We start from the raw sequence: 26,162 nt of genomic DNA on the forward strand, positions 1-26,162 counted from the left end.
CTGTTCCTTTAAAGTATACAAAAACTATACCATTCGTCCAATTTGCAACTATAAACTTGAATACATAGGGGGAAGCTGATCGTTAAATTCTCTTTTCCGCATTAGCCACTTGCTCTATCAATGAGCCAATATTGCCCAATAACTGATCTATAATTAAACAGATTAATGGAGATTTTTCATGAAAATACCTTTTATTAGAGCCTTTATTTCCTGTCTGGTAATAACTGTTAGTACATTTAGCATTGCTTATGCAGCTAACATTTCACCACCTCAGGGGGTTAACCCTTCAGGATTGCAATTGGCAGGTTCTTGGGAATGTTTTGGCGGACAAAAAGTATGTACGAATATTCCAAATGTCACTGGAGGGACAGTTCCCTATTGCCATTGTGAAACTTTATTTGAAAAAGCTCCTCCTAATACCAAAGCTAAATAACTGCATGAGAAGGGCCCTGGGGAAGGAATCTGAACAATAGGCGATGTTCTCGCGGGCGGTCTCTTTGCAAAGAATGTTAGTCAGCCTTGCCCCGACAAATTATTTATCATAAAACTGAAGCTCTCTTGAGGGGAATGTTGGGACAAAGCCCAACCTTCGATTGAGAGTTGATTTCAATATAACCATCATTCTTTTCAAATATTGACTATTATATCTTGCAGTGCCACAGAAGCTTCAGCAGCTTTAGAGATTTCTTGTAGTAAACTTTCAGTTGTACTATGGCTTTGAAAACCTGATTTAAAGAAGTAAAACCCAGTACCTCTATTTAACATAAGGCTGTGATTTTTATTGGCAAGAATGCCATCCACCCGCTCTTTTAAATCTTCAGTTGGCAAAGATTTCAATTCGGCAACTAAATATTGCAGTTCATTCGCTTTGATCATCCCTTTTCCTGCACCTTGCTCTCTTAATACTTGTATATACGAGTTTAAAGCACTAATCGCATCCTGTAATTTTTCGGAATGTTTAGGCTCAATTTCTGGCACCTCTTCCTTTTGAAGGGCAGCTATTGGTAAATCAGCAAACATATCTTGAGTAGGATCATTCGCATAAGGGAGTTTATAAACGGTTATAAACTTGACCTCCCCATCAACCACCATAGCTTCGTTCAACAAATGACCCGCTAAAAAATTAACTGCCGCTTCTCTGGTGTTGAACTTTACTACACCGTAATTGCTTTCATAATATTCTAGCCCGCTACCTACCATTCTCAAACTGGTTGAATGGAATCCTCTATTCGTAATAAGGAAATTAAAATTAAAGGTAGCTTGGGTATCCATATTTTTTAGAACATCCCAAATCATTGCTCGAATTTTTTGTTCTTGGCTAACCCTAAAATACCAGCCTACACGTCTGAATAGAATGTCCGAGAAAGTCCAATTTTGGTGATTAGTTTTGTATAATTCTTCATTAGATGCATCTGACAACGTCCTCAGCTGCCCTTCTGATATAAGCTTGCCATATTGGTGCGTATGTCCCCAGCAATAGCCAGTAAAATCTGTGCCTTTAAAAGGATCATTTTCTTGGTTAAAGGGAACATAATGCGTTGCATAGGTTTTAGCTAATTCATAAAAACTGCGACGCTCATTATAGAAATCGTAAAATTGTTTTTGTTGATGAGCAGCACTGAGAATATCTTGCAGTATGTTTTCAATAGCATCGAGGTGATTATCGCTAATATTCTTCCGAGCGTTTTCCTTAGAGGCCTTAAGGTCTTCCAGTATTTCATCAATACCCTTGATTATTTTATCGAATTGCATGAAGTCATAGTCTTTGCGCAAAGCAAAAATATCCTGGCTGGATTCGACTGGGTTATTTGTTAAAAACTCAATGAAATTTGGGGTATTGGCGTTTTTTTCTAATGCCTTTAGCTTTTCCACTAAACTTGAGACAAAATCTGTTTTAGGCATTTTTTTTATGATTTGATAAACATCTGAGAAGTGCATATATTTGACCATATTGTCTAAAATGTGTAATTATAGCAGTATTTCTTATGCACAACAAATTCTTTATCGTGCATAAGCTCAACCTCCCTTTGTAAAAGAAAGCAAAAAAGAGCAGGGTGTGCTTAAAAATTAAGTGCTGATTTGTGGTATCCTATGCTTTGTTTACAATCGAAGCATCCGTAAAATGAATAGCACTTTAAAAAGTATTTTCTAACTCGAGAGAAGAAATTCGTCCTAGCAATATATCAGGCGGGTTAACAAAGAATGCCGGATTAAAACCCAATGCAATTGATTTTAACCTCGCGCTCTTAAAATCTTATTGGGGAAAGCCTATGAACAATTCCAAAAAGGCAAAATAAAAAGGAACAAAGTTGGTGTTCAATGTCTGTCATAAATAATTAAGGTAAACAATGAAGCAAACAGGTACAGTACAACGTTTTAATAAAATCAAAGGCTATGGCTTTCTCCTCTCCGATGAAAATAATCGAGAGGTGTTTGTACATTTCTCTGAAGTACAAGAAACTGGGTATAAACAATTAACCGTTGGTCAGCGCGTTTCCTATCTCTTAAAGAAAGGTGAAAAAGGCGAGTTTGCCACTCAAGTGCAAGCAATTGATTAACTCCTAAAGAGTTTTGTTTTATGTTAGATGTACGAAATTTAAGCATGGTGTTTGGCAAAAAATCCTTATTCCAAGATGTGGATTTAATTTTATTGCCTTCTCAACGATACGGTGTCGTGGGCGCCAATGGCACCGGCAAATCAACCTTTTTAAAAATTCTTGCAGGCGAAGAATCGCCTAGCCAAGGCACTGTTGAAAAAGCAAAATCTTTAAATCTTGGCATTTTAAAGCAAGATCATTTTCGCTATGAAGAAGATAAACTCATTGATGTGGTGATTCAAGGTAACACCCATTTATGGGATGCGCTAATTGAAAAGAATAAATTGTATACTAAAGAAGAATTCACTGAAGAAGATGGATATCGCCTCAGCGAACTGGAAGAAATTGTTATGCATCATAACGGCTATGATGCGGAGCATTCGGCAAAAAATTTATTATTAGGTCTAGGGATAGCAGAAAAATACCACGACAAACCGCTGAGTGCTCTGTCTGGTGGTTACAAATTAAGAGTTTTGCTAGCGCAAGTCCTTTATCAACAACCTGATATTATGTTATTGGATGAACCCACCAACCATTTGGATATTGTCTCAATTGCTTGGCTACAACAATTTTTAAAAACCTTTCCTGGACTACTTATTTTTATCTCCCATGATCGTAGTTTTTTGAATGCAGTATCGACCAATATCCTCGATATTGATTACGATACTATTTCAAATTATCCAGGTAGTTATGATCAATTTGTCGCTGCCAAAGAAGAGCGGTTGCTATTGAAACAAAGCGAACTAAAGAATCAAGAAAAGAAAATTAACGCTATGCAAACCTTTGTCGATCGCTTTGGTGCTAAAGCATCTAAAGCCACCCAAGCAGCTTCTCGTCAAAAAATGATTGACCGCATTCAATTGGTTGAAATAAAAGAGTCCAACATTCAGAAACCTTACTTTAATTTCCAGCAACGCAAAGCTTCTGGTAAATCAATTATTAATGTAGAAAAGATCCACAAAAACTTTGGTGAAAAAAGAGTATTAAATGAAGTCGGCTTTGCACTTTATCGTAGTGATAAATGCGCCATTATCGGCCCTAATGGCATTGGAAAATCGACTCTTTTAAAAATCTTATTAAATGAGCTTCCTGCGGATAATGGCAGTTTTGAATGGAGTGAAACCGTATCTCTAGGGTATTTTTCTCAAGACTACCGTACATTATTAGACCCAGAACTGACTATATTACAATGGATGGAAGATAATGTGGTCGCCACTTCCCAGGAAATACGCAACACCTTAGGGCAAGTTTTATTTCGTGGTACGGACGTTGAGAAAAAAATTGCGATGCTAAGCGGCGGTGAATCAGCACGGCTAGTTATGGCAAAAATCATCTTAGAAAAACCGAATGTCCTTATCCTTGATGAACCAACCAACCACCTGGATTTGGAATCTATTGATGCCTTAATTGATGCCTTGCGAGTTTATTCAGGCACCGTTTTATTCGTCAGTCATAATCGCTACTTTATTGATAAAATCTCCACAAGGGTTCTTGTATTAACCGAGCGCTATGGCGCACAAAATTACTTAGGGAACTATCAAGAATACTTAGATCAATTTGGTCAAGATTATTTAGGAACGGCATAAGCGCAATGGTAAGCAAGCCTTGCGGATACATACGGCATTTCGATGAAGACCTTCAATTACAAAACCATTTTTTTCATAGAGCCTAATTGCAGGTTTATCATTTTCACGCACCATGAGTTCTAGGAGTTAACCCTTTTCTCCTAGCTTCCCCTATAGCATTTTTGATTAATGCTTGCCCTATACCTTTCCCTCGGTAGGAAGCTAAAACAGCCATTCCCATTATGGCTTTGTACTAGCGTAAAGTAATTCAATATTTTTAGACTTTATGGCTTGTATATACAAGCAGATGAAAACAATAAACACCAGTAGGAGCACTATTAATGATGGTGAGAAAGTAACTCCTGTTTTCTCAACTAAAATCAGAGATATTAATGGTGTTAATCCCGCTGATAAACTTGCAGCAACAGAATATAAAACAGATAAAACTGTACAGCGCAAATTAATCGGAAACATTTCTGCTAACATCACAGGTACAGTGGCATAATATGCGCCCGCAGGTATCGCAATTAATGCCTGACTGATGGCTAATTGATAAAAATCACCACTAGATAAAAAATAGAAAAAAGGTTGTGACAGAAATAGAAAACCTATGCTTGCTACAATGACAATTTTCTCACGATTAATTTTATCTGATAATCTCCCAACTATAGGAAATACCCATAACAAAACTATCAATGAAATAATGTTGGACATCATAATCTCATGTTCACTAAAAGTACCATAAATGTGGGCTTGTATTGGAGCATAAAGAAAAATTTGAGAGGTTGTTGTAACGCCTAAGCAGCTTAAGATAAAAACAAATAATGCTTGTAATTTATTTGTTTTGGCGTACTGAACAGATTGTGTAAACGCCATGTCAAAGGACTCAATCAAATTACCCATCATACCGGCTAATATGATTCGGGTTTGATGTCTCATCATATCTGAGCCTTGTTTTGTAATTCTGATTTTGTTGTTAATGTTTTTTTATCCTGAATACGATCTAAAAACAAATAGCCATTGAGGTGATCAATTTCATGTTGTAGGACTCTTGCCTCTAATCCATATGCCTTTTTGGAAATGAAATTACCATCAACATCAAAACCGAAATATTCAATATCCATTGCTCTTGGTACCTGCCCCATAATGTCACCGCAATTTAGACAGCCTTCATAACCTGTTTGAATGCCTTCAGATAAGATTTTTAATGATGGATTAATAAGAGCTGTGTCCGGTATTGGGTATTCTAGATTTCGTCGTTTAGTGTATGCCGAGCTAAATACAATAACCCTTTTACTGACACCTATTTGAGGCGCAGCAACTCCTACAGCAGATCTTTCTTTCATTATGTTAAATAAATCTTGAATTAATTCTTTTAGCCATATACTGCCAAATTCCGACTCCAAGATTGACTCAGCAACTTGCCTCAAAACAGGATCATTTTTACTTAGTAGTGCCTTCATAATTCACCAGGTTATTATTAATAATTAATTCTAAATGGGGTTTGAATTTAATAATTTCATTTTGTTTAGGAAGAGGAATAGCTCTAATAATTTCCCGTAAACAATATTTTCCTATCGCTACTAGTTTCTCGCTTTGGTTAAGAAGCTGCCTTTCTAGTATTTTTATAATGTGAAAAATTAATACGATTTGACTTCATTTACCCTAGACTTCACTCAGCCGTCGGTAATTCATCAAATCGTTTTAAATCTATTAGGCTATCTTCCCAAGATGAGCGACTTTTATAGAAAATATGTGCCGTTGGTTCAAGAGAAATGTCTTTATCTAAGCTGCCTGCTGGCAAAATTACCTGGCTGTTTTCTTGTCTAGGAAGTGGGCTGCCGCAAGTTTTGCAAAAGGCTCGTTGTTTTCTTGTATTCTCTAACTTGAAGGAGGTGAGATTATCCTTACCTTTCTCCCATATTAATTGAGCCTCTTCAAAAAACACGTTAGCACCATGAGCCGAGCCAGTTTCTTTTCTACATCGACTACAATGACAGAAATACATCGCTTGTGGTTTTTGTTCTGCTGTGATGATATAACGACAGGCACCACATAAACATTCACCTTGATATTGCTTCATTTTTGAAATACTCCTAACTGGGTGCCCTCGCTGGGGCTTAACAACCTCGATCATTCATATTGTTATCAGGCCTAATTGTACCTTCGATTGATTCTATCTGTTTTTGCGTACCGACAGGAGTCTAAATCATAAAGGACTTATGTCACAGTTCACAATCACATAATTTATACGGCTTAAGTTAATTAGAAGTGTCAAGCCACAGAATGACGAATGAAGTACTTAGTAATAGCCCACCCAGACTGGTTGGTTCTTAACGAAATAAACCCAAAATTTACAAATAGTGACAAAATCGTTTGCATTTTACACAAGTTTTAGATTAATCTGGAAGTGCTCACAAGTATAAGGAGATCATGATGGGTAAAAAAAAGGCAGACACTCAGGCAGTCACTGACGATAAAAAAACAAATCAAACTTGTTCCGGTCAGGGCCCACGTTTTTTTAATCCGAAACAAAAAAGAGCAGCACGAACAGAAACATCTGGGCAAACTCTCAACGTGCAAGATAGAGTGGAGGCTAGTACTCATGCTTTATTGGCTGGAATTTTAGCGGAATTACAAGCTAAAAATAAGCGTAAAAGCGAGAAAGATGAGAAGAAAAAAGAAAAAGAAGAAAAAAAATTGAAACTTGACCAAGAAGCACAAGCAGAAGATGCAGCCCGATTCGAAGAAGTCCGACATTCTATCTACAGTTAGTTTTTTTGGATATTATGTTAAACCTAGCATTCTTAACTTCACACATTAAAAACTCAATGCGTGCAGCCTTGATGAAGCGAAAGCCTAATCAAGGCTACTTAGAACACCTCTATAAAACACCAATAGTATTAATTTCTTATACCTAAAGTCTAAGCAAAATAGTAACTGTTCATCATCCTAGAACAAATTATTTTCTTTGTTTAAATTCTAAGAACTTTACAAATTTAACCATTTAAAAAGTCTTAGCTTTTTTAAGCAATCAAGAAGTTCTTGGAGTACAAAATGACATTAACAAAAATTAAAGGTTTCTTTTCTTATATGATGCTTGTTTTCTTTAATACTTTTATTGATTTAGGTCATAAAATATTAATTCAGGATACCCTTTATCAAACACTTACAGGATCAGCTTACACCATTTTTTCATCGATAATTAATGCACTAATTCTTTTGCCTTATATTTTGTTATTTACCCCTTCTGGATTTATTGCCGATAAATACCCGAAAACAAAGGTATTGCAAGTGACTGCGGCAGCAGCGATTCCTTTAACCATTTTGATCACTTACTGTTATTTTCAAGGATTTTTTTGGGGAGCATTTTCCTTAACTTTTTTATTGGCGATTCAAAGCGCTCTGAATTCACCAGCAAAATATGGTTATATTAAAGAATTATTTGGTAAAGAACATCTCTCCCAAGTCAATGCGATTATTCAAACTTTAACCATTATCGCTATCCTTGCTGGAACCATTGTTTTTACTTGTATTTTTAGCTACTGCATTAAGCTTGAAAATTTACAAAGTAGTAATGATAAAATTTTATTACTAAAATCCTTTGCTCCAGCAGGATTTTTGCTGATTGCTTTTTCAATTTTTGAAACGTTGATGACCTTTAATTTAGTGAAAAACAAAGCGGCTGATCCACAATCACACTATGAATTTTCCCAATATTTTAAAGGCAACTATTTAAAATCTTATTTCAACAAAACTCGCCAATCGCCTATCATTTTTTCGTGCATGATCGGCTTATCCCTGTTTTGGGCTATCAATCAAGTCCTCTTGGCAAGTTATGGGGCTTATTTAAAAGATCATGTCGGTCCGGTCAGTGTTTTCTTTGCCCAAGGGTCGCTTGCGGTAGCGGGAATAGGCATTTTACTAGGCGCTTTGTATGCGGGTAAAGTATCGAAAGGATTTGTAGAAACTGGTTTAATCCCGGTCGCCGCTGTCGGCATTGCTTTTGGACTTTTTATTCTTTCTTTTCTCTCCAATACAACAGCAATTGTCCTGCTATTTTTAGCCTATGGCTTCTTTGGTGGCATGTTAATTGTTCCACTGAATGCCTTAATCCAGTTTAATGCACCTCGACAAGAAGCTGGTAAGGTCCAATCGGCCAACAACTTTCTACAAAATTGCTTTATGCTCGTTTTTTTAGGATTGACCGTGCTTCTCAGCATAGTCGGTGTAGACAGCCAACTCCTGCTTTATGGCTTATTCATTATCGCCTTAATGGGTTCGGTTTATACCATCACTACTTTGCCACAATCTTTAATCCGTTATGTGCTGTATTTTATCGCCTCACGATTTTATCGGCTTAGTGTCCATCAATTAGATAACCTACCCTCATCCGGCGGCGTGTTATTACTAGGAAATCACGTCAGCTTTATCGACTGGGCGGTATTGCAAATTGCTTGTCCTCGACCCATTCGCTTTGTTATGGAGCGATCCATTTATGAAATTTGGTATTTAAACTGGTTATTCAAAAAATTTAAAGTCATTCCTATTGCTCGAGGTGCTAGTCAAAAAGCACTCGTAGAAATTAATACGGCCTTGAATAATGGTGAAGTAGTCGCTCTGTTCCCAGAAGGACGGCTCACTCGAAATGGCCAAATGGGGACCTTTCGCACAGGTTTTGAGCGTGCTGCTGTTGATGCAAATGCAGTAATTATTCCTTTCTATATTCACGGTCTCTGGGGCTCTAAAACATCTTACAAAAAAGAAATAAAAACGGGTAATCCTCGTCAAGTGTCTGTGATTTATGGATCTAAAATGGAGATCTCAAGTTCTGCCCGGGAAGTCAAACAAAAGGTGGCGGAGCTTTCCATTAAAGCTTGGAAATATTCAATTGGTGAACTTAAAAATATCCAATCAGAATGGCTTTCCCAAGTCAAAAAAAGAAAGCGTTCACCAGCTATTATTGAGGAAAATGGCAAAGCAATATCCATGCAAGCTTTGCTAGGTCTTGTTCTTTTCTTACGTCGAAAAATAAAAAAACAAGTGCATCAACAACAAAATATCGGCCTGGTTTTACCGACCAGTACTGCCGCTGTTATTGCTAATTTAACGGTTCTCATTTCGGGTAAAACAATCGTTAATTTAAACTATACTTCGGGCAATTTATCGTTTGAATCAGCAATGAAACAGGCGTCCATTCGTACCCTCATTACCTCGCGCCAATTTTTAACTCAATTAGAAAAGCGAGGTATCCTACTTAATGAGTTATTAGACTCCGTCCAAGTCATTTATCTCGAAGATCTAAAATTCCAGAAAAACAAAGCTGCCATCTTTGCTTATAATCTACTCACTCAATGGATGCCAGCCAGTTTAATCAAACTTTTTTTCTTCAAAAAAAGCGAGATTCACTCAACAGCAGCCATTTTATTTAGTAGCGGCTCTGAGGGTGAACCTAAGGGGGTGAAGCTGACGCATGCGAATTTATTAGGCAACATCAATCAAGTCTCAACGGTATTTGGTATCGAAAATCACGACCTCATGCTCAATTCCTTACCTCTATTTCATGCTTTTGGCTTAACTGTCACCACCTTAATGCCTCTTTTAAAAGGCATACCTATGCTTTGCTATCCTGATCCCACCAAAGCCCTAGTTATCGCTAAATTGATTTATAAACATAGGCTAACCCTTGTCTGTTCAACTTCTAGTTTATTGAGGTTGTATACGCAAAATGCTGCTATTCACCCGCAAATGTTGCAATCCTTGCGCATGGTAGTTGCTGGCGCAGAAAAGTTATCCCCGGTTGTTTATAAAGAATTTAAAGAAAAATTTAATCGAGAAATTTATGAGGGCTATGGGGCCACTGAGGTAGCACCCGTAGCGAGTTGTAATTTGCCAGATGCAGTTTCTATCGATGATTGGCATATTCACAAAGCGGGAAAGACAGGTTCTGTGGGGTTGCCCTTGCCGGGTTGTGCGTTCAGAGTGGTTGATCCTCTCAGTTTAGAAGACCTACCTATCGGGCAAGACGGGCTCGTGTTGATAGGTGGTACGCAGGTGATGGAGGGTTATTTGAATTTACCTGAAAAAACGCAGGAAGTGCTCATTCATGATGATAACTATAGCTGGTACAAAACGGGCGATAAAGGCCATCTGGATAAGGACGGCTTTCTTACGATTGTTGACAGGTACTCACGTTTTGCTAAAGTTGCCGGCGAAATGCTTAGCTTAAGCCAGCTTGAACAAGAATGGCAGCAGCATGCTCGAGAGGAAAATATCGAACTCATGGCTCTGGCAATTCCTGATGAAAAAAAGGGAGAAAAGCTAGTTCTTCTTTATTCTGCAAGTATCGCTGAAAATGAATTATGGCAACGCTTGATGGCAGCCAATCTTCCAAAACTTCGCCTGCCAGGGCAAATTAAACAACTCGCTGCACTACCAAAACTTGGTAATGGTAAGCGGGATTATCAGCTCGCTAAGCAATTGTTAACTTCTTTTTAAACGATCAAAAATAGGAGGAACCCATGGCCGCATTGCAATAACCAATGCGGTTCCATGGCGTTTTTCAATCGGTATATCCACTGTATCCCGACAAAGTTTGACGAATTCATTCGCTGCTTTATTAAGAAGTTGCTGAAATAACAGATTATCTTGTTCACTGAGCATCCCACTTCTAACCAAATATAATTCGCTGGGATTTTCAAAATTAGAGCTAAAAAAATCATTTTGAATTTTTTCCTGAAAAAACCGCTGAATCGGACCATCAGGAATCCAATGGAAATCAGGATCAATCAGACGCTTAAAACGATTCCCAGGCTGTAATTCGATAAATTTCATACGATCTAGGCGCGCAGCATGTTGAATCAAAGCATGTTCCGAAATGCTGTAATATTGCAGAATATCAGTGAACGTCCAATGATTAAGAATGCAAATGGCAACCAGTAGTAATTCCAATTCACTAACTAGCTCCTTTTCCTGGCTTTTTGATAAATGCAAAATACGCTTTTTCCCCTTCTCTAAAATCGCAAACACTTCCGATAATGACAGACTAAGGCAAGAGCAAATCGCTTCTAAACGGCTTAAATTAATGTCTTGTTGTGTAAACATGCGCTTTACACTGGCTTCCGATAAATTCAGTTTTTCAGCAAGCAATTTATAAGTGAAACCTTGCGCGCGAAGTTGTTTTTTTAGAATTTCAAATAGATCATCAAGTTGTGTCATAATTATTGAGTTCCGCTATAGTCTAGTTGTTAAAATATAATCTCGTGTAAAATGAGTAAAGTACTTAAAATATTGACTAACCCGTCGCGGCCTGTCCAATATTGTAAATCCGGCCTTGGCCTATGGCCGTCAGACTGAGGGATTTATCTGGTTTCGTTCCGGTTGAGTCCTTCGAGAGCCTCAGGATGCGCGGAGCCGTTAGGCCGTCTCGAAGTCTTGCTAGTCCTGATGTGGGACTTCGAGACTGCGCAAGCGCCTCCTCAGTCTGAACGGTTGATTGTTAGCCTAAAAAATCGAATTATAAGCTAAACAAGGCTTAGCTTGACGAACATGGGCCAAGACCCAACCTACCGCTAGCTGTGAGAACTTACTACGATGACCCAATTTCTATGGAATTTATCCAGCCGTATTCATAAACTCAATAATTTTCCTAGTAATGAGGTTGTTTGCTATGTCAAACGAGATGATGAATTAGGCTGTGGCATTAGTGGTTCGAAACTGCGTAAGTATGCGGGTTTAATGCCTGATTTAATGAAAAAAGGGATTAAACAGCTCATTATTATTGCCGGTCCTCAATCCAATAATTTGCTTGCCGCCCTGCAAATGGCCAGAGAATTTAAGTTACAACCCACTGCATTTTTGCTCAAACCGCGAAATTCAGCGATCCAAGGCAATTTTAAATTGAGCAGTCTTTTTTTGACTGAACAAGAAATCGTTTGGGTCGAGCGCCAAGATTGGCCAAACGTTGAGGAACTGGCCCAGCAGTATTTGAATGAGCTTAAAGAGCCAGGATTTGTCCTCAGTGAGGGCGCCAGTGTAGCAGAAGCAATGGTTGGGGCAAGTAGTATTGCGGTGGATATCTTAACTAATGAAAAAACATTCGGACTGAGGTTTCAGCATATTTTTGTCGATGCCGGTACCGGTTTTTCTGCTGCAGCTTTGATAAAAGGTTTAAAGGAATTCAATCATCCAGCATTTATCCATGTGCTTTTATTGGCCGATGACGAAAAAACATTTCGCTACAAACTAAAGAATTGGATTGGGCAAATCCCCGCACAGGTTCGTTGTTTTTATCCAGATACTGCAAAAGCCTTTGGGTCTGTGAATCAAACGATTAAAAATGAAATTAGGCGTCTAGCGCGAGAAGAAGGGATTTTGGCTGATCCTATCTACGCTGCCAAATTATTTTATTCAGCAAGAAAACAGATAGAAACAGGGCACGTTAAGGGCAAGGTATTAATTATTCATTCTGGTGGTACTTTAACGATGGCTGGATTTGAGTTATCAACCAGAATTGCTTAAAAACTGGTAAGAAAAATAGATTGTACTAACCCTATGCGAGATAGTGTTGTTGTCTGGTAAAATTTCACCGAAAGGTAGGTTAGGGATCGGCCTAACGATGTAATCATACAATGCGAGAATATCAGCGGTACTATTTGGGTTCAAAAACAAATATCTCATCATCATCTTCAGGATTCGCAGTTAGATCATCATCATTTTGATCGTCATTAGTTTCTGCAAATTCATTCTCTTCACTTTCATTTTGGGGTAATAGAATATTAATAGCGGCTTTTAAATCATTGACAGTTTTTCCCAGGGAGGTTTTGCTTTCCTGTAATAAACTCAAGCCATCCGCAAGCTTTTTTTCTGACACAATTTGACATTCATAATTGTACACATCCCCTGCCAACCTTTCTTTTTTTTCCTCTAGCGTTCGAATTTCTTTTTCTAATACACGCAATTTTTCATCAAACTTATTACAGCTCTCTTTGGCGTCATCAATGAACGATTGCGGTATAAAAAAGAGAATAATACTTTTAAAAAATCCGGGATTATTATCTGCCAAATAAGAAGGCCAAAACGTTGGTTGCTCATTTTGGGAAATATAGTTACATCGAGTTCTTATATCAGTAATGGCTCTGTCATTTGTTTCTTTTTCTTTTATTACATTTGCTCTTTTTTTCTCTAACTCTGCCTCTTGCAATACTACTAAGTCTTTTTTCATTTTTGTTACTTTAGTAGAAATTTGGGAAAGTGATTCCTCTAATTGGTTACCAAGAGCTAATAGCTCCTCCTCTTCAAGAATTTTTAAATAGTCTTCTGCCTTTGCTCCTGACAATAAGCTAGATAACTGATCTAATGCTGTCTTACAATATTTCTTAATGTCCAAATCGTCAACAGTTAAACACCATTTAGCAACCTTTACTATTTTAGCACCAGCACTTTTTGTATCTTCATCTACCATTTTATCTTCAATAGGCATTTTGCAATCCTTGGATATAGGAAAACTTAATCTTTTGCTTAATTTTAGGGCATTGGCATTAAGAAATTATTATGTTGAGCTAAGTAGCTCTGCTTTAATGCAAATAGAGAATCCCTAGCAGCGGGAACTTCCCGTTAATTTGTAACAAAATAGTTAAATTTACTTATAGTCAACAAAGGTTTCTTGTTTTTAATATTTTCATAATATTTTGTATTTATTCTAATCACAATTAACAAATTGTGAGATCAAGCGATGCAAACAAAATTTGAACAAGAGCCGAGTCTAAGATCTGCTCATTCAACTGAATATCTAAAACTAATAGCGCAGTTAATTACTTCTGTTTTTTTATTTTATGACCAAACGGCCACGTCTAAAATCAGCCCTATTGTTCAAGGAAGCATGGGACTTTTGCTACATGGGGTTGATTTTCCAAAGAGCGAAAATCCTGCCGATATCGATATTGTTGTTGCTCAGCAAGAGATGGCACAGAGGATGATGTTCGTTCTAGCCGATAAACTAAAAACTGAAGGGTCGATTTATCAGATACAAGCCTGTGAGTCAATCGGGCCAAAGGTTGTTTATGATTTCGATATTATTGATACTAGCGGCAAGCATCCTGATCTTAAAATCCAACTCCTCAATAAAGAAGACTTTGGTTTAAGTCATGTTAGCGCTGTAGAGAAAGAAGGGATTCCCGTTTTACCTGCAAGAGAAGCCTTCATAAGTTTAGAAGCTCGAATAGAGCAAGCTGGCTCAAGAAAGAAAGATAAATATGCTTATTTTACGCTGCTTGATATCTACGGTGAGGAGTACATTAAAGATAGTTATTTTATAACAACAGGAAAAAGCAGAGAGCTTAAAGACTATTTAGAACTTTCTATGGTAGAGCGACACCGTTTAAGAGATACTGAGGAAGCGCCAACAAGAAGAAGAGCAGGCCGCAGGCACCCTCCTATCCAGAATGATCTGGTTACTGTTCCTACTATTAGGACACAACAAACCACTAGTTATTCTCATCCTAATCCAATGAAGGTGAGTCAGCAGAGTATGTTTAAATCAACATCACCTCATAAACAAGAAGACGGTACCAAAGAACAGTCACAACTATCTGTTTCAAGCCCTAAGGCGAGTTAAATACTATTTCCAAACCAAACAGACTTTGATTGCTTGATTTTAAACAGACCCGTTTCTGCATTTAACCCGCTAAACTTGGTACTGCCGTTTAACGATATGATGATAACCTAATTTAGTCGGGAGTTGCGCAACATGCGAACTTTGATGAAAAATCTGGATCTCATCCTTCCTTCAAGTTTTTCCAAATATGTAGCACAGCATAACTACGCCAAGGACGCCAAAGTTGGGACATTTCCTCAGCCTGTTTGATTGAAACACCACCTAGATTATTGCGTACAGCGATATCTTCTTTGGGGAAAGCATCAGGCCAATGTAGCGCACGCATAGCGATATAATGGGCCGTCCATTGGCCAATCCCTGGAAGTTCTGTCAATTTTTTTATTGCTGTTTCAGGGCTCATTCCAATATCAAGGCGAATCGTTTCTGCTACGAATGCCTGTGCTAATGCAATCATCGATTTCGCACGGGCACTCACTATGCCTAATCCAGCGATATCATTGATAGTTGCCCTAGCGATGCGCTCGGGTTGAGGCGAGAGCAGCCTTAGCTCTGGAAATGGCGTAGTAAACTCCTCGCCAAATGCCGCAGCAAAACGGCAGGCTATGGTTGTCGCCGCTTTAACCGTGATCTGCTGGCCTAAAATAGCTCGAATTGCCATTTCAAACCCATCAAAAGCACCTGGAACACGCAAACCAGGATTTTTGCTTAGGCTGTTTTTTAAACGTTCATCCTTCATCAATTGAGCAATAATAAGATCTGCCCTAGTGTTTAAATCAAACATATTACGCAAGCGCCCTAGTAAGGCGGGCAATACCGGCGTTAAGGAATAAGATAACTCCACCATCAGCGCATTTTTTTGTGGCGCATTCATCACTTTGATCCAACCACTATGGTTACCCAAACGGATGGTACGCAAATAATGTTCATCGATGATCTGCTCAACCCCCTTAATCAGCCTCGCACTGAGAAATTCGAGCAAACTAGGCCAGTCATAAGGCGGACGATAGCTGAGTTGAAGTGTTATCGTATCCATACGATCAAGGTCCTTTTTATGGTTAGCCACTTCTTTACGCAGACGGGTGGGAGGCATTTTATAATGCAGATTGAAAGCATCGTTGAAACGCCTCAGGCTAGAAAAGCCACTAGCAAAAGCAACTTTAATAATGGGTAAACTGGTTTCAGTGAGCAACTGTTTGGCTAGCAATAAACGCCGCGTCTGAATGAGTTCGATGGGCGAAACGCCAAATTCTTTCTGCACAATGCGGCGCAATTGCCGAGAACTAATTGCGAATTGCTGGGCAATATCTTCAAGGTTTGCGCCATCGCTAATCAGCTTTTCTTCCATTTGTCGGGCTATCAAATACGCCATACGTTTTGTATTATCGACAGGCGCATTACCAGGCGCCAACTCTGGACGGCAGCGCAAACAAGGACGGAAAGATGCTTTTTCTGCAGCTTCACGGCTTTCAAAAAAAAGACAATTTTCGAGTTTTGGTGTTTTAGCAGGACAGATTGGTCGACAATAGATACCCGTCGAAGTGACCCCCACAAAAAATACACCATCAAAGCGAGGGTCGTGTGACTTCAGTGCGTTGTAGGCCACATTCCCATCAATCATAAGAGAAACCCTTGATCATTCATTGATTTGTTTCAAGTATAGATAAGTTAACCCCGATTTTCTCGCCATTTTCGGACATTAATATTTTTTATATTGATGTCCGAAAATGGCGAGAATTATCCTCCAATCTAATTATAGTTAGAGAAAAGAGCTGGGAGAAAGAAAATGAATTATGTTTATAAAATGATGAAATCACCAGTGGGTGAGCTCAAATTAATAGCGAGCGAAAAAGGCTTAGCAGCAATCCTTTGGGAAAGAGATAATCCAAAACGAGTTCAGGTGGGTTCACCGCAAGAATCTAACCACGATCCCATTCTTGTTGAAACAGAAAATCAATTAAAGTCTTATTTTGCCGGAAAACTTGAACAATTTTCCCTGCAGCTTGATTTTGTCGGCACCGAATTTCAAAAAAAGGTTTGGCATGCTCTGATAACGATTCCTTTTGGCGAAACACGCAGTTATGGGCAAATAGCTCAGCAAATAGGCAATCCTAAAGCGGTACGTGCTGTTGGCGCAGCGAATGGCAAAAATCCTATCTCCATCGTTGCACCCTGTCATCGAGTAATTGGCTCTAATGGCAAATTAACCGGATTTGCCGGTGGTTTAGAGACAAAAGCTTATCTATTGCAGCTAGAATCTCAAGACCGGCATAACAGGACGATAAGATAGATAGCAAGAATCCTTTTAATTTGATATAAGCCTAGGTATTGATTTTTAGGGACAGCAACGATGAAAGAAATTATTTTAGCAACTTCAAATAGGGGTAAGATTGCTGAATTAGAAGCAATTCTCTCTTCTTGGCGTTGCATTCCGCAACGCAGTTTGGGCATCTCTGATGCTGAAGAAACTGGTTTGAGTTTTATTGAAAATGCCATTATTAAAGCGCGTCATGCCAGTCAACATGCTAATAAACCTGCCTTGGCCGACGATTCGGGGTTGGTTGTGCACGCCCTTAACGGCGCGCCGGGCATTTATTCAGCACGGTTTGCAGGGACAAACGCGAGTGATGAAGCTAATATCAATTTACTTTTAGATAAGCTTGCCCATACCCCAGATTCACAACGTCAAGCTTTTTACTACTGTGCCATTGCTTTTGTGCAACATGCTGAGGATCCCACCCCGATAATTGCCACAGGAAAATTTTCCGGCACCATTAGCAAAACGCGAAGGGGTGAAGAAGGATTTGGCTATGACCCTATTTTTTATCTCGCTAACCACCACTGCACAGTCGCGCAATTGCCTGCTAAGCTTAAAAATACAATTAGCCACCGTGCACAAGCTTTAAATCAGCTACGCAAACAACTAGACATTTAATGATGGCAGAAGAGGACTTATTTAAACAGGCTTTTGAATTGCATCGTCAAGGTCAATTTTCCGAAGCAATTAAACGCTATGAACAACTATTAACTACGAATCCCAATCATAGTAAAACCTTGCATTTTCTTGGTCTTGCCCATGCCCAGCAAGGAGAAATGGCGCAAGCGATCGGCTTAATGGAGCAAGCATTGAGCTTAGATCCCAAGGATGCTAGCCTGCATAACAATTTGGCCAATGCTTATAAAAATTCTCAACAGTTTGAAAAAGCCATTCAACACTATCAAACCGCCATTCAACTTGTACCGAATTATGCACAGGCCCATCATAATCTAGCAGCCGTATACGCTGCTCACAATCATTACAAACAAGCCCTGCATCATTATCGTGAAGCAGTACATGCTGAGCCCGCTTTTGTGGCTGCTCATTTTAATTTAGGGCTTTTATTATTGAAAAATAATCAATTAGCGGCGGCGAAACTGCAATTCAACAATGTGCTAACGCTTAATCCTGGAAATTTGGATGCCGAATTTTATCTCGGCTTACTTGATTTAGAGGCAAACGAATTAGACGAAGCGAAAACACATTTTCAAAATGTGGTAGCACAAGATAATAACCAAGTTGAAGCATTAACCAATCTGGGTGTTATTGCCCTCAAACAAGAAGAAGCTCAACTCGCAATCGATTATTTTACTAAAGCCTTGGCCCTTAATAATGAGCACATCGAGGCAAGAAATAATCTTGCAGCGACCTTTATGCATCATGATCGCTTTGAAAATGCGCTTATGCATTATGATGTTTTACTGCAGAAAGAACCGAACAATATTGAATATCTCTACAATTCCGGTGTTGCCCAAATGGCTTTAGGTCATTTAAGTGAAGCAATGCTTCATTTTGAACAGCTCTTAAATCAAAATGAACATCATTTTGCAGCGCTTAATAATTTAGCAGCGATTTATATCCGTCTTGAAGATAAAGAAAAAGCCCGACATCTGCTGACTCGTGCGGTTGCCGCTAATCCCAAAGATGCGGCCAGCCGTCACATGCTCGATGCACTGACTGGTAACTCAGTTAAAACCCAAACCAGTCCTGATTATGCCATGAATTTGTTCAATAATTATGCGCTTTATTATGATCAGCACATGCAAAACCTTTTGCACTACAGTTTGCCGCAACATATTGCTCAATTAATTCATCAGCTCAATCTTTTCCAAATTGAACAGGCCATCGATTTGGGTTGTGGCACAGGTTTAACCGGGGTAGTACTGCGAGAAATTTGTCAGCATTTAACTGGTGTTGATATTGCTACAAAAATGCTAGCTCAGGCTAAGAACAAAGACATTTACGACCAATTAGTTGAAGCTGATCTTCTTAGTTTTTTAAAAAAGGATAAGCAGCATTATGAACTCATGGTTGCTGCCGATGTGTTACCTTATATCGGCGATTTAGAGCCTTTATTTGCAACAATAGCAGAACGATTAAAGGCAAAGGGATCTTTCATTTTTACGACCGAAATTAGCACTAAAGACCCTTGGCACTTGCAAGCAACCGCTCGCTTCAGTCATCATCCCGATTATGTTAATCGGCTATGTAAGAGCCATGGTTTGCAACTTATTCATCAAGAAAAAGTGACTGCGCGGACCCAAGATCAACAAGCGCTTTCCGTCATGCTTTTCGCGGCTCAACCGGCCCGTACCTAGCCAAACTAGCCGCCGCAATCTGTTTTTATTAGAGGACGACGACTTGATTACGTCCTTTTTTCTTAGCTTGATACATTGCTTCATCCGCTCTTGAAAAAAAGGTCTCTAAGCTGTCTTCATGCTGAAAAGCAGTGAGGCCAAAGGAGGCAGTAATTAATACTCTGGTATCTCGATAGCAAAATTCACATTCTTCGATTGCAATACGCAAGTTTTCAAGCACTTTTCCACCATCATGAGCTGAGGTTCTTTCAAAAATAAAGATAAATTCTTCGCCACCATAACGGGCAATAAAATCAACCGCGCGAATAGATGATTTAAAAATTGAGGCTACTTTTTTGAGTACTCTATCCCCAGCTAAATGACCGTATTTATCATTGATCGCTTTAAAATGATCGATATCAGCGATGCCAAGAGATAACTCACCAAATCCTCTCTGCCAACGATGATATGCCGCTAAGATATATTCATCGTAGGCTGTTCTATTGGGTAATCCTGTTAAGGAATCTTGATTAATTCTGACTTTATGGAAGGACAATTGATTTCGTATTTTTTCAGCACCACATTCGGCCTCTTCCAATTTACTTTGCAGCATCATTATCTTTTCATCATACTCTTTTATTCGTTGCTGTTCTTTTTCGCGATGTAATCTGATTTGTTGGCCAATTTCTTCTAAACTATTTTCTACCTTACCAGCCAATTCTTCGATTGTTTTTGCTTCACCAATATGATGATGGATTTGTTTAATATTATTTTCTAACTCCGTTTCAAATTTCTCGGATTCTTGATGACTTTCCACATTATTTAAATCCGTCAACTCTAAATATTTGCTAAAATCATGAAGGTAATCAACAAAGCGGTTTAAAAATCCTTTAAATTGGTTATGCTCGAGATTAAACGATTCGATGACTAAATCGGTTATCGCATCCACTACTTTTGTGAGTAATTCAACCGTTAATTGCTGCTTTAAATTTTCTTTAACTGCTTGAAATTTATTAGAAAGATCGTCTGAAATCAACAAATGCTCTAACAACTGATTAAATCGACTATTGATTTGATTATTTAGTAAGAGTTCAGTTGTTGTTTCGTTTAGCGGCTCTTTTTCTTCTTTCTTCAGATCGGACATCGCATTAACGAGCGATTCAACGCTTTTCTTAATTTTTTTGCTGTCTTTATTTTCTTTTAAATTAGCTTGCAAATTATGCATTTGCTGAGCAAGCCCGATATGAATACTGTTAGGCAAAAGACTTAATTGATAAATGGCACTTTTTAACACATTAATTTCGTCTTCTAGCTGATCACATTTTAGTTTGTATCGGCTTATTGTATTAGCAATTTTTGTTTTCAGTTCCCGTTCAAGCATGGCAATATCCATTTCTAGTTTTAGAATTCACCCTATTCGAGCTCTGCTAAATGGTTAAACTTTATTTAAAGTATATACTATCAAGCACTAAGAAAGAGTTGTATTAATGGTATCTGACCCTCAGAACTTAAATTTCTGAGGGTTTATTAGATGGGTAACTCAATTATGGACATGGACGCTCGATATAGGTCAAATAATGTAAAGAATCACTATTTTTCCCATGTACAAGGTCCATATAAGCCTTTTTAATCGTTGAGGTGATTTTTCCCTCATCGGCTTGAGCTAATTTTTGGTCATTAATGGAGCGGATTGCGGTGACTTCCGCAGCAGTACCGGTAAAAAATGCCTCATCCGCCTGATAAGCGTCTTCAAGCGTCAGATCTTGCTCAATAACATTGAATCCCAAGTTTCTCGCTAGCTTAATAATCGTGTCGCGAGTAATTCCGCAAAGTATCCCGCCTAATTTGGGAGTGTAGATAACCCCTTTTTTTATGAGGAAAAAATTCTCGCCCACCCCCTCAGTGATATAGCCTTTACTGTCTAGAAACAAAGCCTCATGATAATGGGTTCCTTCCAACTCGAGAGCTGCTAATATGCCATTAATATAGTGGCCGCATAATTTAGCATCAACAACAGTGGAATCAGGGTGGATTCGAATGTAACTACTTATTTTCACATCAATACTATCATGCGGAAGATAGGCTCCCCAGGGCCAACAGGCAATGATAACCTCGACTGGATTACCAGTAGGATTAACACCCATTTTACCGTAACCATAAAAAGCAATAGGGCGAATATAACCTTCATCAATATTGTTATTTCTAACGACCTCTTTAATGGCAGAAATTATTTCTTCTTTAGAATAAGCTAATTTCATCTTCAAAGTAGCTGCAGAATAAAATAGACGATCGACATGATCCTGCAAACGAAATATCGCAGGCCCCTTTGCTGTATTATAAAAGCGAATTCCCTCAAAAGCGCCGCCGCCATAGTGCAGTGTGTGAGATAAAACATGAATTTTAGCATCTGCCCACGGTACGAATTTTCCGTTTTGCCATATTGTTTCGGTTGTTTGCATTATTTTTCTCCCGCCCAGCTATTAGCCAAAGAAAAGATCTTTCTTAATTGATATAAAATTTGAAGCAAAAACGACCATAGGTAAGTAAAACCGTGTAAACTGTATTCTATTTAAACATAGCACTACTTCATAACGAATAAATCAGTATAGCGATTTTTATTTTAATTTGTATATAGGTTGTTTAAAATCAAAGGGTTATTTGGGAAGTGTTGATTGCCTTAAGAATTTTACCCTATCCCTAGATCCCGCGGCATCCAGGCGATTTTTTTTTCATACTCAAACCCTAGATTCCGCGGACAAGCCGCGGAATCTAGGCGGAAAGGGTTTTTATCCTTAAACAACTTACATATTTTAGAAAGAAACAACTAAATCCTTATCAATACCTTGAAGCTCTGATTTAAATAAAATCTGGATTTGTTTCAAGCTTTCTTGATCTTTTGCCTCAAAACGAGCCACTAGGCAAGGCGTTGTATTTGACGCGCGTAATAGCCCCCAACCGTGCGGGAATTCCACTCTCAAACCATCGATAGTAATAATATTCGCATTTGGAAATTTAGCCTGTTCACTAAAGCGCTGCATGAAAATAAATTTATCTTCTTCAGCGATTGGAATCTTAATTTCTGGTGTATTAACACTGTTCGGAATGGTTTCAAACTGTTCGCTTACTGGCTTAGAGCTCGAACTAACAATTTCTAATAACCGACAGGCACTATAAAGTGCATCATCAAAACCATACCAACGATCCTTGAAGAAAAGATGACCACTCATTTCTCCCGCCAAAGCAGCATGCTCTTCTTTCATCACCCCTTTCACAATAGAATGCCCGGTGGGGCACATTCTAGCAACCCCTTCGGCTTCCTCAATGACAGAGGCTAAATGACTTGAACATTTCACATCATAAACGATAGTTGAACCTTTATTGTGTTTCAAAACATCCCGTGCGTAATACATTAGTAAGCGATCTGGCCAAATCACTTCGCCTTGGTTAGTGATGACACCTAGACGATCGGCATCCCCATCAAAGGCAAGACCAATATCAGCTTGATGTTGAGCAACCGCTTTCTTTAAATCAACCAGATTTGCTTCTATAGTGGGATCAGGATGATGATTAGGAAAACGGCCATCCACTTCACAATATAAGGGGATCACGTCACAACCCAAAGCGGTCAGGACTTGAGGCGTGATAGGTCCAACAATACCATTGCCGCAATCGACTACGACTTTAAGCCGCCGATGCAATTTAATATCACCAACAATGCGGTTGATGTAGTCTGGAATAATGTCACACGAGAGCGCCTCACCTCGACCATCTTGAAAACGTCCAGCAACCGTTAATTCATAAAGTTGATCAATGTCAGTTTGCACCAAAGTTTTGCCAGCTAGCACCATCTTAATGCCATTGTAATCGGCAGGATTATGACTACCGGTTACCATTAATCCAGAATCGACGCCCTGTGTATGGGTTGCGTAATACATAACCGGCGTTGCCACAGCCCCTAAATCGATGATTGTGATACCACTATCCAGCAAACCTTGCTTTAAAGCAGCGGCTAAACTATCACTGGTTAGCCGACCATCACGAGCGATAAATATTTTGTCGCGCTTTAAATCGTGAAGTCGGCAACTAATAGCTCTGCCTATGGTGTAAAAATCATCTTCATTCAACTGCTTACCAATCACACCACGGATATCATAGGCTCTAAATACTGAGCGCTCTACTTGTTTTTCTCGATAAATCATCATTCTCTCCCTGAACTACCAAAGCCACCATCACCACGATTAGTTTCTATAAAGTTGTCAACGACCTCGAAAGCCGCCCTCACGACAGGTAAAAAAACTAATTGCGCGATACGCTCACCTGGATTAATCGTAAAATGTTCTTGATTACGATTCCAACAGGAGATTTTTAATTCGCCTTGATAATCCGAATCGATTAAACCCACCAAATTCCCCAAAACAATTCCATGCTTATGACCTAAACCAGAGCGAGGCAAAATCACAGCAGCCAAATTAGGATCCGCAATGTAAATCGCCAGACCTGTCGGCAATAAAACGGTTTCCTGGGGAGCAATTTGCAGTGGATTGTCTATACATACGCGTAAATCAAGACCTGCTGAGCCAGAGGTTGCATAACTCGGTAAAGCAATTGTGTCTCCAACACGTGGATCTAATATTTTTAATTGAATGGCTTGTTCCATACTATTCCCCAGATTTTCGATGGGCAGTATTTTGAATACTTGCTGCAAGGATTGCAATAATTTGACCTGCAAGCCTTGTTTTATGGGTCAAAGGAAGTTCGGTTTGCTCATTTTTAGTCAAGATAGTCACTTGATTGTTATCAACCTCAAAACCAACTCCCTCACCGACTTGGTTAGCAATAACCATGTCTAATTTTTTAGTTACCAGCTTTTCTTTGGCCTGTTGAAGGACTTGCGACGTTTCTGCCGCGAAACCAACCACATAGGCCGCTTTGCCACTACTGACCACTTCACTCAGGATATCTGGATTACGGTTAAGCTTCAGGGTTAACTCGGCATTAGCTTGTTTTTTTATTTTATCTTTCGCAGGTTCTGGCACAGCGTAATCGGCCACTGCAGCCGTTCCAATAAAAATACTTCCTGGTTGTAGCTGTTGTAGAACAGTTTCATGCATAGCTTTCGCCGAATCAACCTGATAAAACTCAACACCAATAGGTGGAGGAAGACTAGTAGGTCCGCTAATTAAAATCACTTTCGCACCTGCTAAATGGGCAGCCTCAGCAAGAGCATAACCCATTTTTCCCGAACTGTTATTACTTATAAAACGCACTGGATCGATGGATTCACGAGTCGGTCCGGCAGTAATGATGAGTCTTTGTCCAAGCAAAAGCTGATTCACCTTATATAATCTTAACGCATTCACAATCGAGTAAACCTCAGCCATACGTCCAAAACCTTCTTCACCGCAAGCTTGCGAGCCTTCTCCAGGTCCAAACAAGATAACGCCTCGTTGAGTTAGAAGCTGACAATTAGCCTGCGTCGCAGGATGGGCCCACATCGATCGATTCATTGCAGGACAAGCAATCACAGGCGTTTCAGCCACTAAATAGAGTGTTGTTAAGAGATCATCGGCTAAGCCATTGGCCATTTTTGCCAAACAATTCGCTGTAGCAGGCGCAATCACTAGATAATCAGCCCAACGCGCTAATTCAATATGCCCCATTGCCCGTTCTGCTTGTTGATCGAATAAACTAGAACGAATATCTTCAGCACCTAAGGCTTGGAGGGTTAAGGGGGAAATAAATTGCTGTGCCGACTCTGTCATCACTACCCTTACCCGGGCACCCAATCGTGACAGTTCCCGCACCAGATAAGCTGATTTATAAGCTGCTATCCCTCCACAAATCCCAAGTAGAATTTTTTTGTTAATAAAATCTTGCATGGTTTTCTATTTTTAATAAGAATACCTGCGATCAAACCACAAACCTCGTCATAAAGGAATAACAAATGACTTGTTTGCAACCAACACAACCTTTGCGCATCCGTGAAAAATTGCTCATCCAAGGCGTACAAAGCCTCTCCGATGCTGAACTACTGGCTGTTTTTATCAGCTCTGGTAGTGCTAAAAAATCTTGCTTTCAACTAGCTATTGATTTACTTAAATATTTAGGTGATTTACGCTCTATTTTGAATGCCGATCAGCAGACTTTTAACAAAGTACCGGGATTAGGGCTAGTACGGTATTTACAGTTACAGGCCGTGCGTGAGATTTGTCGCCGCAGTGATTTTATTAGTCTACAAAAAGATATCCAATTAACTAACTCGCAACAAACCCATACTTATTTGAAGCGGCAATTACGGGACAAAAAAAATGAGACCGTTGTCGCGTTATTTCTTGATAGCCAGCATCGTGTATTAGCTTATGAGGAATTATTTACCGGCACCATTAATGCAGCGAGTGTCTATCTGCGGCCGATCATTGAGCGAGTTCTTAAACTAAATGCAGGCGCGCTCATTCTTGCTCACAATCACCCTTCAGGTTTAGCAGAAGCCAGCGGACAAGATATCGCACTTACCGAACGGCTTCAGCAGGCTTTGGAATTAGTAGATGTCCGTTTACTTGATCATTTAATCATTGGCGATAATGAAGTTTATTCTATTGGAAGTGGAACGAAATGGCATTGTAACTAGCAGGTCGGGTCGAAAGTATTATAGATAAATTTTCTTGAAGGAAGTCATTAGGCCTGGAGTCTTGGTTCGATTCACCCAAACTAAATACCCTGTTGCGTATTAAGAAACATCGTAAGATAATTTAGCCCAATTTGACTTGCTCACTA

General features: G+C 39.1%; 24 protein-coding genes. 11 read left to right on the forward strand and 13 right to left on the reverse strand.

From position 1 onward, the window contains the following. The first annotated feature begins 178 nt into the window (after nt 1-178). Nucleotides 179-433: a hypothetical protein gene (locus Lnau_RS09800; RefSeq protein ID WP_058504965.1), complete on the forward strand. Its 255-nt coding sequence runs from the start codon at nt 179-181 to the stop codon at nt 431-433. A 194-nt stretch (nt 434-627) separates the two neighbouring features. Here Lnau_RS09800 and Lnau_RS09805 read toward each other — a convergent pair whose 3' ends face one another. Beyond that, nucleotides 628-1,938 (reverse strand): hypothetical protein, encoded by a 1,311-nt coding sequence (locus tag Lnau_RS09805; RefSeq protein WP_058504966.1) that lies wholly within the window; start codon nt 1,936-1,938, stop codon nt 628-630. Between the two features lie 410 nt (nt 1,939-2,348). Between Lnau_RS09805 and Lnau_RS09810 the strand changes: the two genes are divergently transcribed. Together Lnau_RS09810 and Lnau_RS09815 are read left to right on the forward strand one after the other, a co-directional pair. Beyond that, nucleotides 2,349-2,558, forward strand: a complete 210-nt coding sequence (locus Lnau_RS09810) for a cold-shock protein (RefSeq protein ID WP_058504967.1) — start codon at nt 2,349-2,351, stop codon at nt 2,556-2,558. Nucleotides 2,559-2,578: 20 nt separating this feature from the next. Next, nucleotides 2,579-4,183 carry an ABC-F family ATP-binding cassette domain-containing protein gene (locus Lnau_RS09815; protein ID WP_058504968.1) on the forward strand — a complete coding sequence of 535 codons (1,605 nt, stop codon included), beginning with the start codon at nt 2,579-2,581 and terminating at the stop codon, nt 4,181-4,183. 103 nt (nt 4,184-4,286) lie between these two features. On the opposite strand, the gene Lnau_RS16980 is transcribed toward Lnau_RS09815, so the two are convergent. From Lnau_RS16980 to Lnau_RS09830, 4 genes are all read right to left on the reverse strand, one after another. Further along, a complete protein-coding gene (locus Lnau_RS16980) occupies nt 4,287-4,403 on the reverse strand; it encodes a GNAT family N-acetyltransferase (protein ID WP_083503817.1) in 117 nt (38 codons plus the stop codon). Continuing rightward, nucleotides 4,403-5,104, reverse strand: a complete 702-nt coding sequence (locus Lnau_RS09820; protein ID WP_058504969.1) for an MFS transporter — start codon at nt 5,102-5,104, stop codon at nt 4,403-4,405. The genes Lnau_RS16980 and Lnau_RS09820 overlap by 1 nt, the downstream gene beginning before the upstream one ends. Then, nucleotides 5,101-5,625, reverse strand: coding sequence for a peptide deformylase (def, locus tag Lnau_RS09825; protein ID WP_058504970.1), 525 nt, complete (start codon nt 5,623-5,625; stop codon nt 5,101-5,103). Before def ends, Lnau_RS09820 begins: the two co-directional genes overlap by 4 nt. A 209-nt stretch (nt 5,626-5,834) precedes the next feature. Further along, nucleotides 5,835-6,245 carry a GFA family protein gene (locus tag Lnau_RS09830; protein ID WP_058504971.1) on the reverse strand — a complete coding sequence of 137 codons (411 nt, stop codon included), beginning with the start codon at nt 6,243-6,245 and terminating at the stop codon, nt 5,835-5,837. A gap of 350 nt (nt 6,246-6,595) precedes the next feature. On the opposite strand from Lnau_RS09830, the gene Lnau_RS09835 reads away from it, so the two are divergent. After that, nucleotides 6,596-6,937, forward strand: coding sequence for a hypothetical protein (locus Lnau_RS09835; RefSeq protein ID WP_133134917.1), 342 nt, complete (start codon nt 6,596-6,598; stop codon nt 6,935-6,937). A 282-nt stretch (nt 6,938-7,219) separates the two neighbouring features. Then, nucleotides 7,220-10,660, forward strand: coding sequence for an acyl-[ACP]--phospholipid O-acyltransferase (locus tag Lnau_RS09840; RefSeq protein ID WP_058504973.1), 3,441 nt, complete (start codon nt 7,220-7,222; stop codon nt 10,658-10,660). On the opposite strand, the gene Lnau_RS09845 is transcribed toward Lnau_RS09840, so the two are convergent. After that, entirely contained in the window at nt 10,646-11,380 is a 735-nt protein-coding gene (locus tag Lnau_RS09845; RefSeq protein WP_058504974.1) for a helix-turn-helix domain-containing protein, read from the reverse strand. The two genes, Lnau_RS09840 and Lnau_RS09845, sit on opposite strands and share 15 nt — an antisense overlap. A gap of 375 nt (nt 11,381-11,755) precedes the next feature. On the opposite strand from Lnau_RS09845, the gene Lnau_RS09850 reads away from it, so the two are divergent. Beyond that, entirely contained in the window at nt 11,756-12,682 is a 927-nt protein-coding gene (locus Lnau_RS09850) for a 1-aminocyclopropane-1-carboxylate deaminase/D-cysteine desulfhydrase (RefSeq protein WP_058504975.1), read from the forward strand. 130 nt (nt 12,683-12,812) lie between these two features. Here the strand turns inward: Lnau_RS09850 and Lnau_RS09855 are convergent, their stop codons facing one another. Then, nucleotides 12,813-13,643, reverse strand: coding sequence for a hypothetical protein (locus tag Lnau_RS09855; protein WP_058504976.1), 831 nt, complete (start codon nt 13,641-13,643; stop codon nt 12,813-12,815). Between the two features lie 252 nt (nt 13,644-13,895). On the opposite strand from Lnau_RS09855, the gene Lnau_RS09860 reads away from it, so the two are divergent. Next, entirely contained in the window at nt 13,896-14,777 is an 882-nt protein-coding gene (locus Lnau_RS09860; RefSeq protein ID WP_058504977.1) for a hypothetical protein, read from the forward strand. A 160-nt stretch (nt 14,778-14,937) separates the two neighbouring features. On the opposite strand, the gene Lnau_RS09865 is transcribed toward Lnau_RS09860, so the two are convergent. After that, complete coding sequence (locus Lnau_RS09865; RefSeq protein WP_058504978.1) at nt 14,938-16,395, reverse strand: DNA-3-methyladenine glycosylase 2 family protein; 1,458 nt, start codon at nt 16,393-16,395, stop codon at nt 14,938-14,940. A gap of 165 nt (nt 16,396-16,560) precedes the next feature. Between Lnau_RS09865 and Lnau_RS09870 the strand changes: the two genes are divergently transcribed. From Lnau_RS09870 to Lnau_RS09880, 3 genes are read left to right on the forward strand one after another with little or no spacing between them, the layout of a single operon-like run. Then, on the forward strand, nt 16,561-17,064 hold the full coding sequence (locus tag Lnau_RS09870) for a methylated-DNA--[protein]-cysteine S-methyltransferase (RefSeq protein WP_058504979.1): 504 nt from the start codon (nt 16,561-16,563) through the stop codon (nt 17,062-17,064). Nucleotides 17,065-17,124: 60 nt separating this feature from the next. Beyond that, nucleotides 17,125-17,709, forward strand: coding sequence for an RdgB/HAM1 family non-canonical purine NTP pyrophosphatase (gene rdgB / locus Lnau_RS09875; RefSeq protein WP_058504980.1), 585 nt, complete (start codon nt 17,125-17,127; stop codon nt 17,707-17,709). A 2-nt stretch (nt 17,710-17,711) separates the two neighbouring features. Next, nucleotides 17,712-19,409: a tetratricopeptide repeat protein gene (locus Lnau_RS09880; RefSeq protein ID WP_058505026.1), complete on the forward strand. Its 1,698-nt coding sequence runs from the start codon at nt 17,712-17,714 to the stop codon at nt 19,407-19,409. 28 nt (nt 19,410-19,437) lie between these two features. Here the strand turns inward: Lnau_RS09880 and Lnau_RS09885 are convergent, their stop codons facing one another. From Lnau_RS09885 to coaBC, 5 genes are all read right to left on the reverse strand, one after another. Further along, nucleotides 19,438-20,769 (reverse strand): GGDEF domain-containing protein, encoded by a 1,332-nt coding sequence (locus Lnau_RS09885; protein WP_058504981.1) that lies wholly within the window; start codon nt 20,767-20,769, stop codon nt 19,438-19,440. Between the two features lie 163 nt (nt 20,770-20,932). Continuing rightward, nucleotides 20,933-21,847: a branched-chain amino acid transaminase gene (locus Lnau_RS09890; protein ID WP_058504982.1), complete on the reverse strand. Its 915-nt coding sequence runs from the start codon at nt 21,845-21,847 to the stop codon at nt 20,933-20,935. Between the two features lie 351 nt (nt 21,848-22,198). Beyond that, nucleotides 22,199-23,587: a phosphomannomutase/phosphoglucomutase gene (locus Lnau_RS09895; RefSeq protein WP_058504983.1), complete on the reverse strand. Its 1,389-nt coding sequence runs from the start codon at nt 23,585-23,587 to the stop codon at nt 22,199-22,201. Beyond that, nucleotides 23,587-24,045: a dUTP diphosphatase gene (gene dut, locus Lnau_RS09900; protein ID WP_058504984.1), complete on the reverse strand. Its 459-nt coding sequence runs from the start codon at nt 24,043-24,045 to the stop codon at nt 23,587-23,589. Before dut ends, Lnau_RS09895 begins: the two co-directional genes overlap by 1 nt. Nucleotide 24,046: 1 nt before the next feature. After that, a complete protein-coding gene (gene coaBC / locus Lnau_RS09905) occupies nt 24,047-25,267 on the reverse strand; it encodes a bifunctional phosphopantothenoylcysteine decarboxylase/phosphopantothenate--cysteine ligase CoaBC (protein WP_058504985.1) in 1,221 nt (406 codons plus the stop codon). Nucleotides 25,268-25,332: 65 nt separating this feature from the next. Here coaBC and radC point away from each other — a divergent pair, with 65 nt between their 5' ends. Beyond that, the gene (gene radC, locus Lnau_RS09910; protein WP_058504986.1) at nt 25,333-26,016 is read left to right on the forward strand and encodes a RadC family protein; all 684 of its coding nucleotides are present in this window, start codon (nt 25,333-25,335) and stop codon (nt 26,014-26,016) included. Nucleotides 26,017-26,162 lie beyond the last annotated feature (146 nt).

It is taken from the genome of Legionella nautarum (assembly GCF_001467895.1).
Classification (GTDB): Bacteria; Pseudomonadota; Gammaproteobacteria; order Legionellales; family Legionellaceae; genus Tatlockia; species Tatlockia nautarum.

Excerpts from the sequence above, each read along its gene's own strand:
- Lnau_RS09800 (WP_058504965.1), top strand. The coding sequence starts at position 179 with ATGAAAATACCTTTTATTAGAGCCTTTATTTCCTGTCTGGTAATAACT.
- Lnau_RS09805 (WP_058504966.1), bottom strand. The coding sequence starts at position 1,938 with ATGCACTTCTCAGATGTTTATCAAATCATAAAAAAAATGCCTAAAACA.
- Lnau_RS09810 (WP_058504967.1), top strand. The coding sequence starts at position 2,349 with ATGAAGCAAACAGGTACAGTACAACGTTTTAATAAAATCAAAGGCTAT.
- Lnau_RS09815 (WP_058504968.1), top strand. The coding sequence starts at position 2,579 with ATGTTAGATGTACGAAATTTAAGCATGGTGTTTGGCAAAAAATCCTTA.
- Lnau_RS16980 (WP_083503817.1), bottom strand. The coding sequence starts at position 4,403 with ATGGGAATGGCTGTTTTAGCTTCCTACCGAGGGAAAGGTATAGGGCAA.
- Lnau_RS09820 (WP_058504969.1), bottom strand. The coding sequence starts at position 5,104 with ATGATGAGACATCAAACCCGAATCATATTAGCCGGTATGATGGGTAAT.
- def (WP_058504970.1), bottom strand. The coding sequence starts at position 5,625 with ATGAAGGCACTACTAAGTAAAAATGATCCTGTTTTGAGGCAAGTTGCT.
- Lnau_RS09830 (WP_058504971.1), bottom strand. The coding sequence starts at position 6,245 with ATGAAGCAATATCAAGGTGAATGTTTATGTGGTGCCTGTCGTTATATC.
- Lnau_RS09835 (WP_133134917.1), top strand. The coding sequence starts at position 6,596 with ATGATGGGTAAAAAAAAGGCAGACACTCAGGCAGTCACTGACGATAAA.
- Lnau_RS09840 (WP_058504973.1), top strand. The coding sequence starts at position 7,220 with ATGACATTAACAAAAATTAAAGGTTTCTTTTCTTATATGATGCTTGTT.
- Lnau_RS09845 (WP_058504974.1), bottom strand. The coding sequence starts at position 11,380 with ATGACACAACTTGATGATCTATTTGAAATTCTAAAAAAACAACTTCGC.
- Lnau_RS09850 (WP_058504975.1), top strand. The coding sequence starts at position 11,756 with ATGACCCAATTTCTATGGAATTTATCCAGCCGTATTCATAAACTCAAT.
- Lnau_RS09855 (WP_058504976.1), bottom strand. The coding sequence starts at position 13,643 with ATGCCTATTGAAGATAAAATGGTAGATGAAGATACAAAAAGTGCTGGT.
- Lnau_RS09860 (WP_058504977.1), top strand. The coding sequence starts at position 13,896 with ATGCAAACAAAATTTGAACAAGAGCCGAGTCTAAGATCTGCTCATTCA.
- Lnau_RS09865 (WP_058504978.1), bottom strand. The coding sequence starts at position 16,395 with ATGATTGATGGGAATGTGGCCTACAACGCACTGAAGTCACACGACCCT.
- Lnau_RS09870 (WP_058504979.1), top strand. The coding sequence starts at position 16,561 with ATGAATTATGTTTATAAAATGATGAAATCACCAGTGGGTGAGCTCAAA.
- rdgB (WP_058504980.1), top strand. The coding sequence starts at position 17,125 with ATGAAAGAAATTATTTTAGCAACTTCAAATAGGGGTAAGATTGCTGAA.
- Lnau_RS09880 (WP_058505026.1), top strand. The coding sequence starts at position 17,712 with ATGGCAGAAGAGGACTTATTTAAACAGGCTTTTGAATTGCATCGTCAA.
- Lnau_RS09885 (WP_058504981.1), bottom strand. The coding sequence starts at position 20,769 with ATGCTTGAACGGGAACTGAAAACAAAAATTGCTAATACAATAAGCCGA.
- Lnau_RS09890 (WP_058504982.1), bottom strand. The coding sequence starts at position 21,847 with ATGCAAACAACCGAAACAATATGGCAAAACGGAAAATTCGTACCGTGG.
- Lnau_RS09895 (WP_058504983.1), bottom strand. The coding sequence starts at position 23,587 with ATGATTTATCGAGAAAAACAAGTAGAGCGCTCAGTATTTAGAGCCTAT.
- dut (WP_058504984.1), bottom strand. The coding sequence starts at position 24,045 with ATGGAACAAGCCATTCAATTAAAAATATTAGATCCACGTGTTGGAGAC.
- coaBC (WP_058504985.1), bottom strand. The coding sequence starts at position 25,267 with ATGCAAGATTTTATTAACAAAAAAATTCTACTTGGGATTTGTGGAGGG.
- radC (WP_058504986.1), top strand. The coding sequence starts at position 25,333 with ATGACTTGTTTGCAACCAACACAACCTTTGCGCATCCGTGAAAAATTG.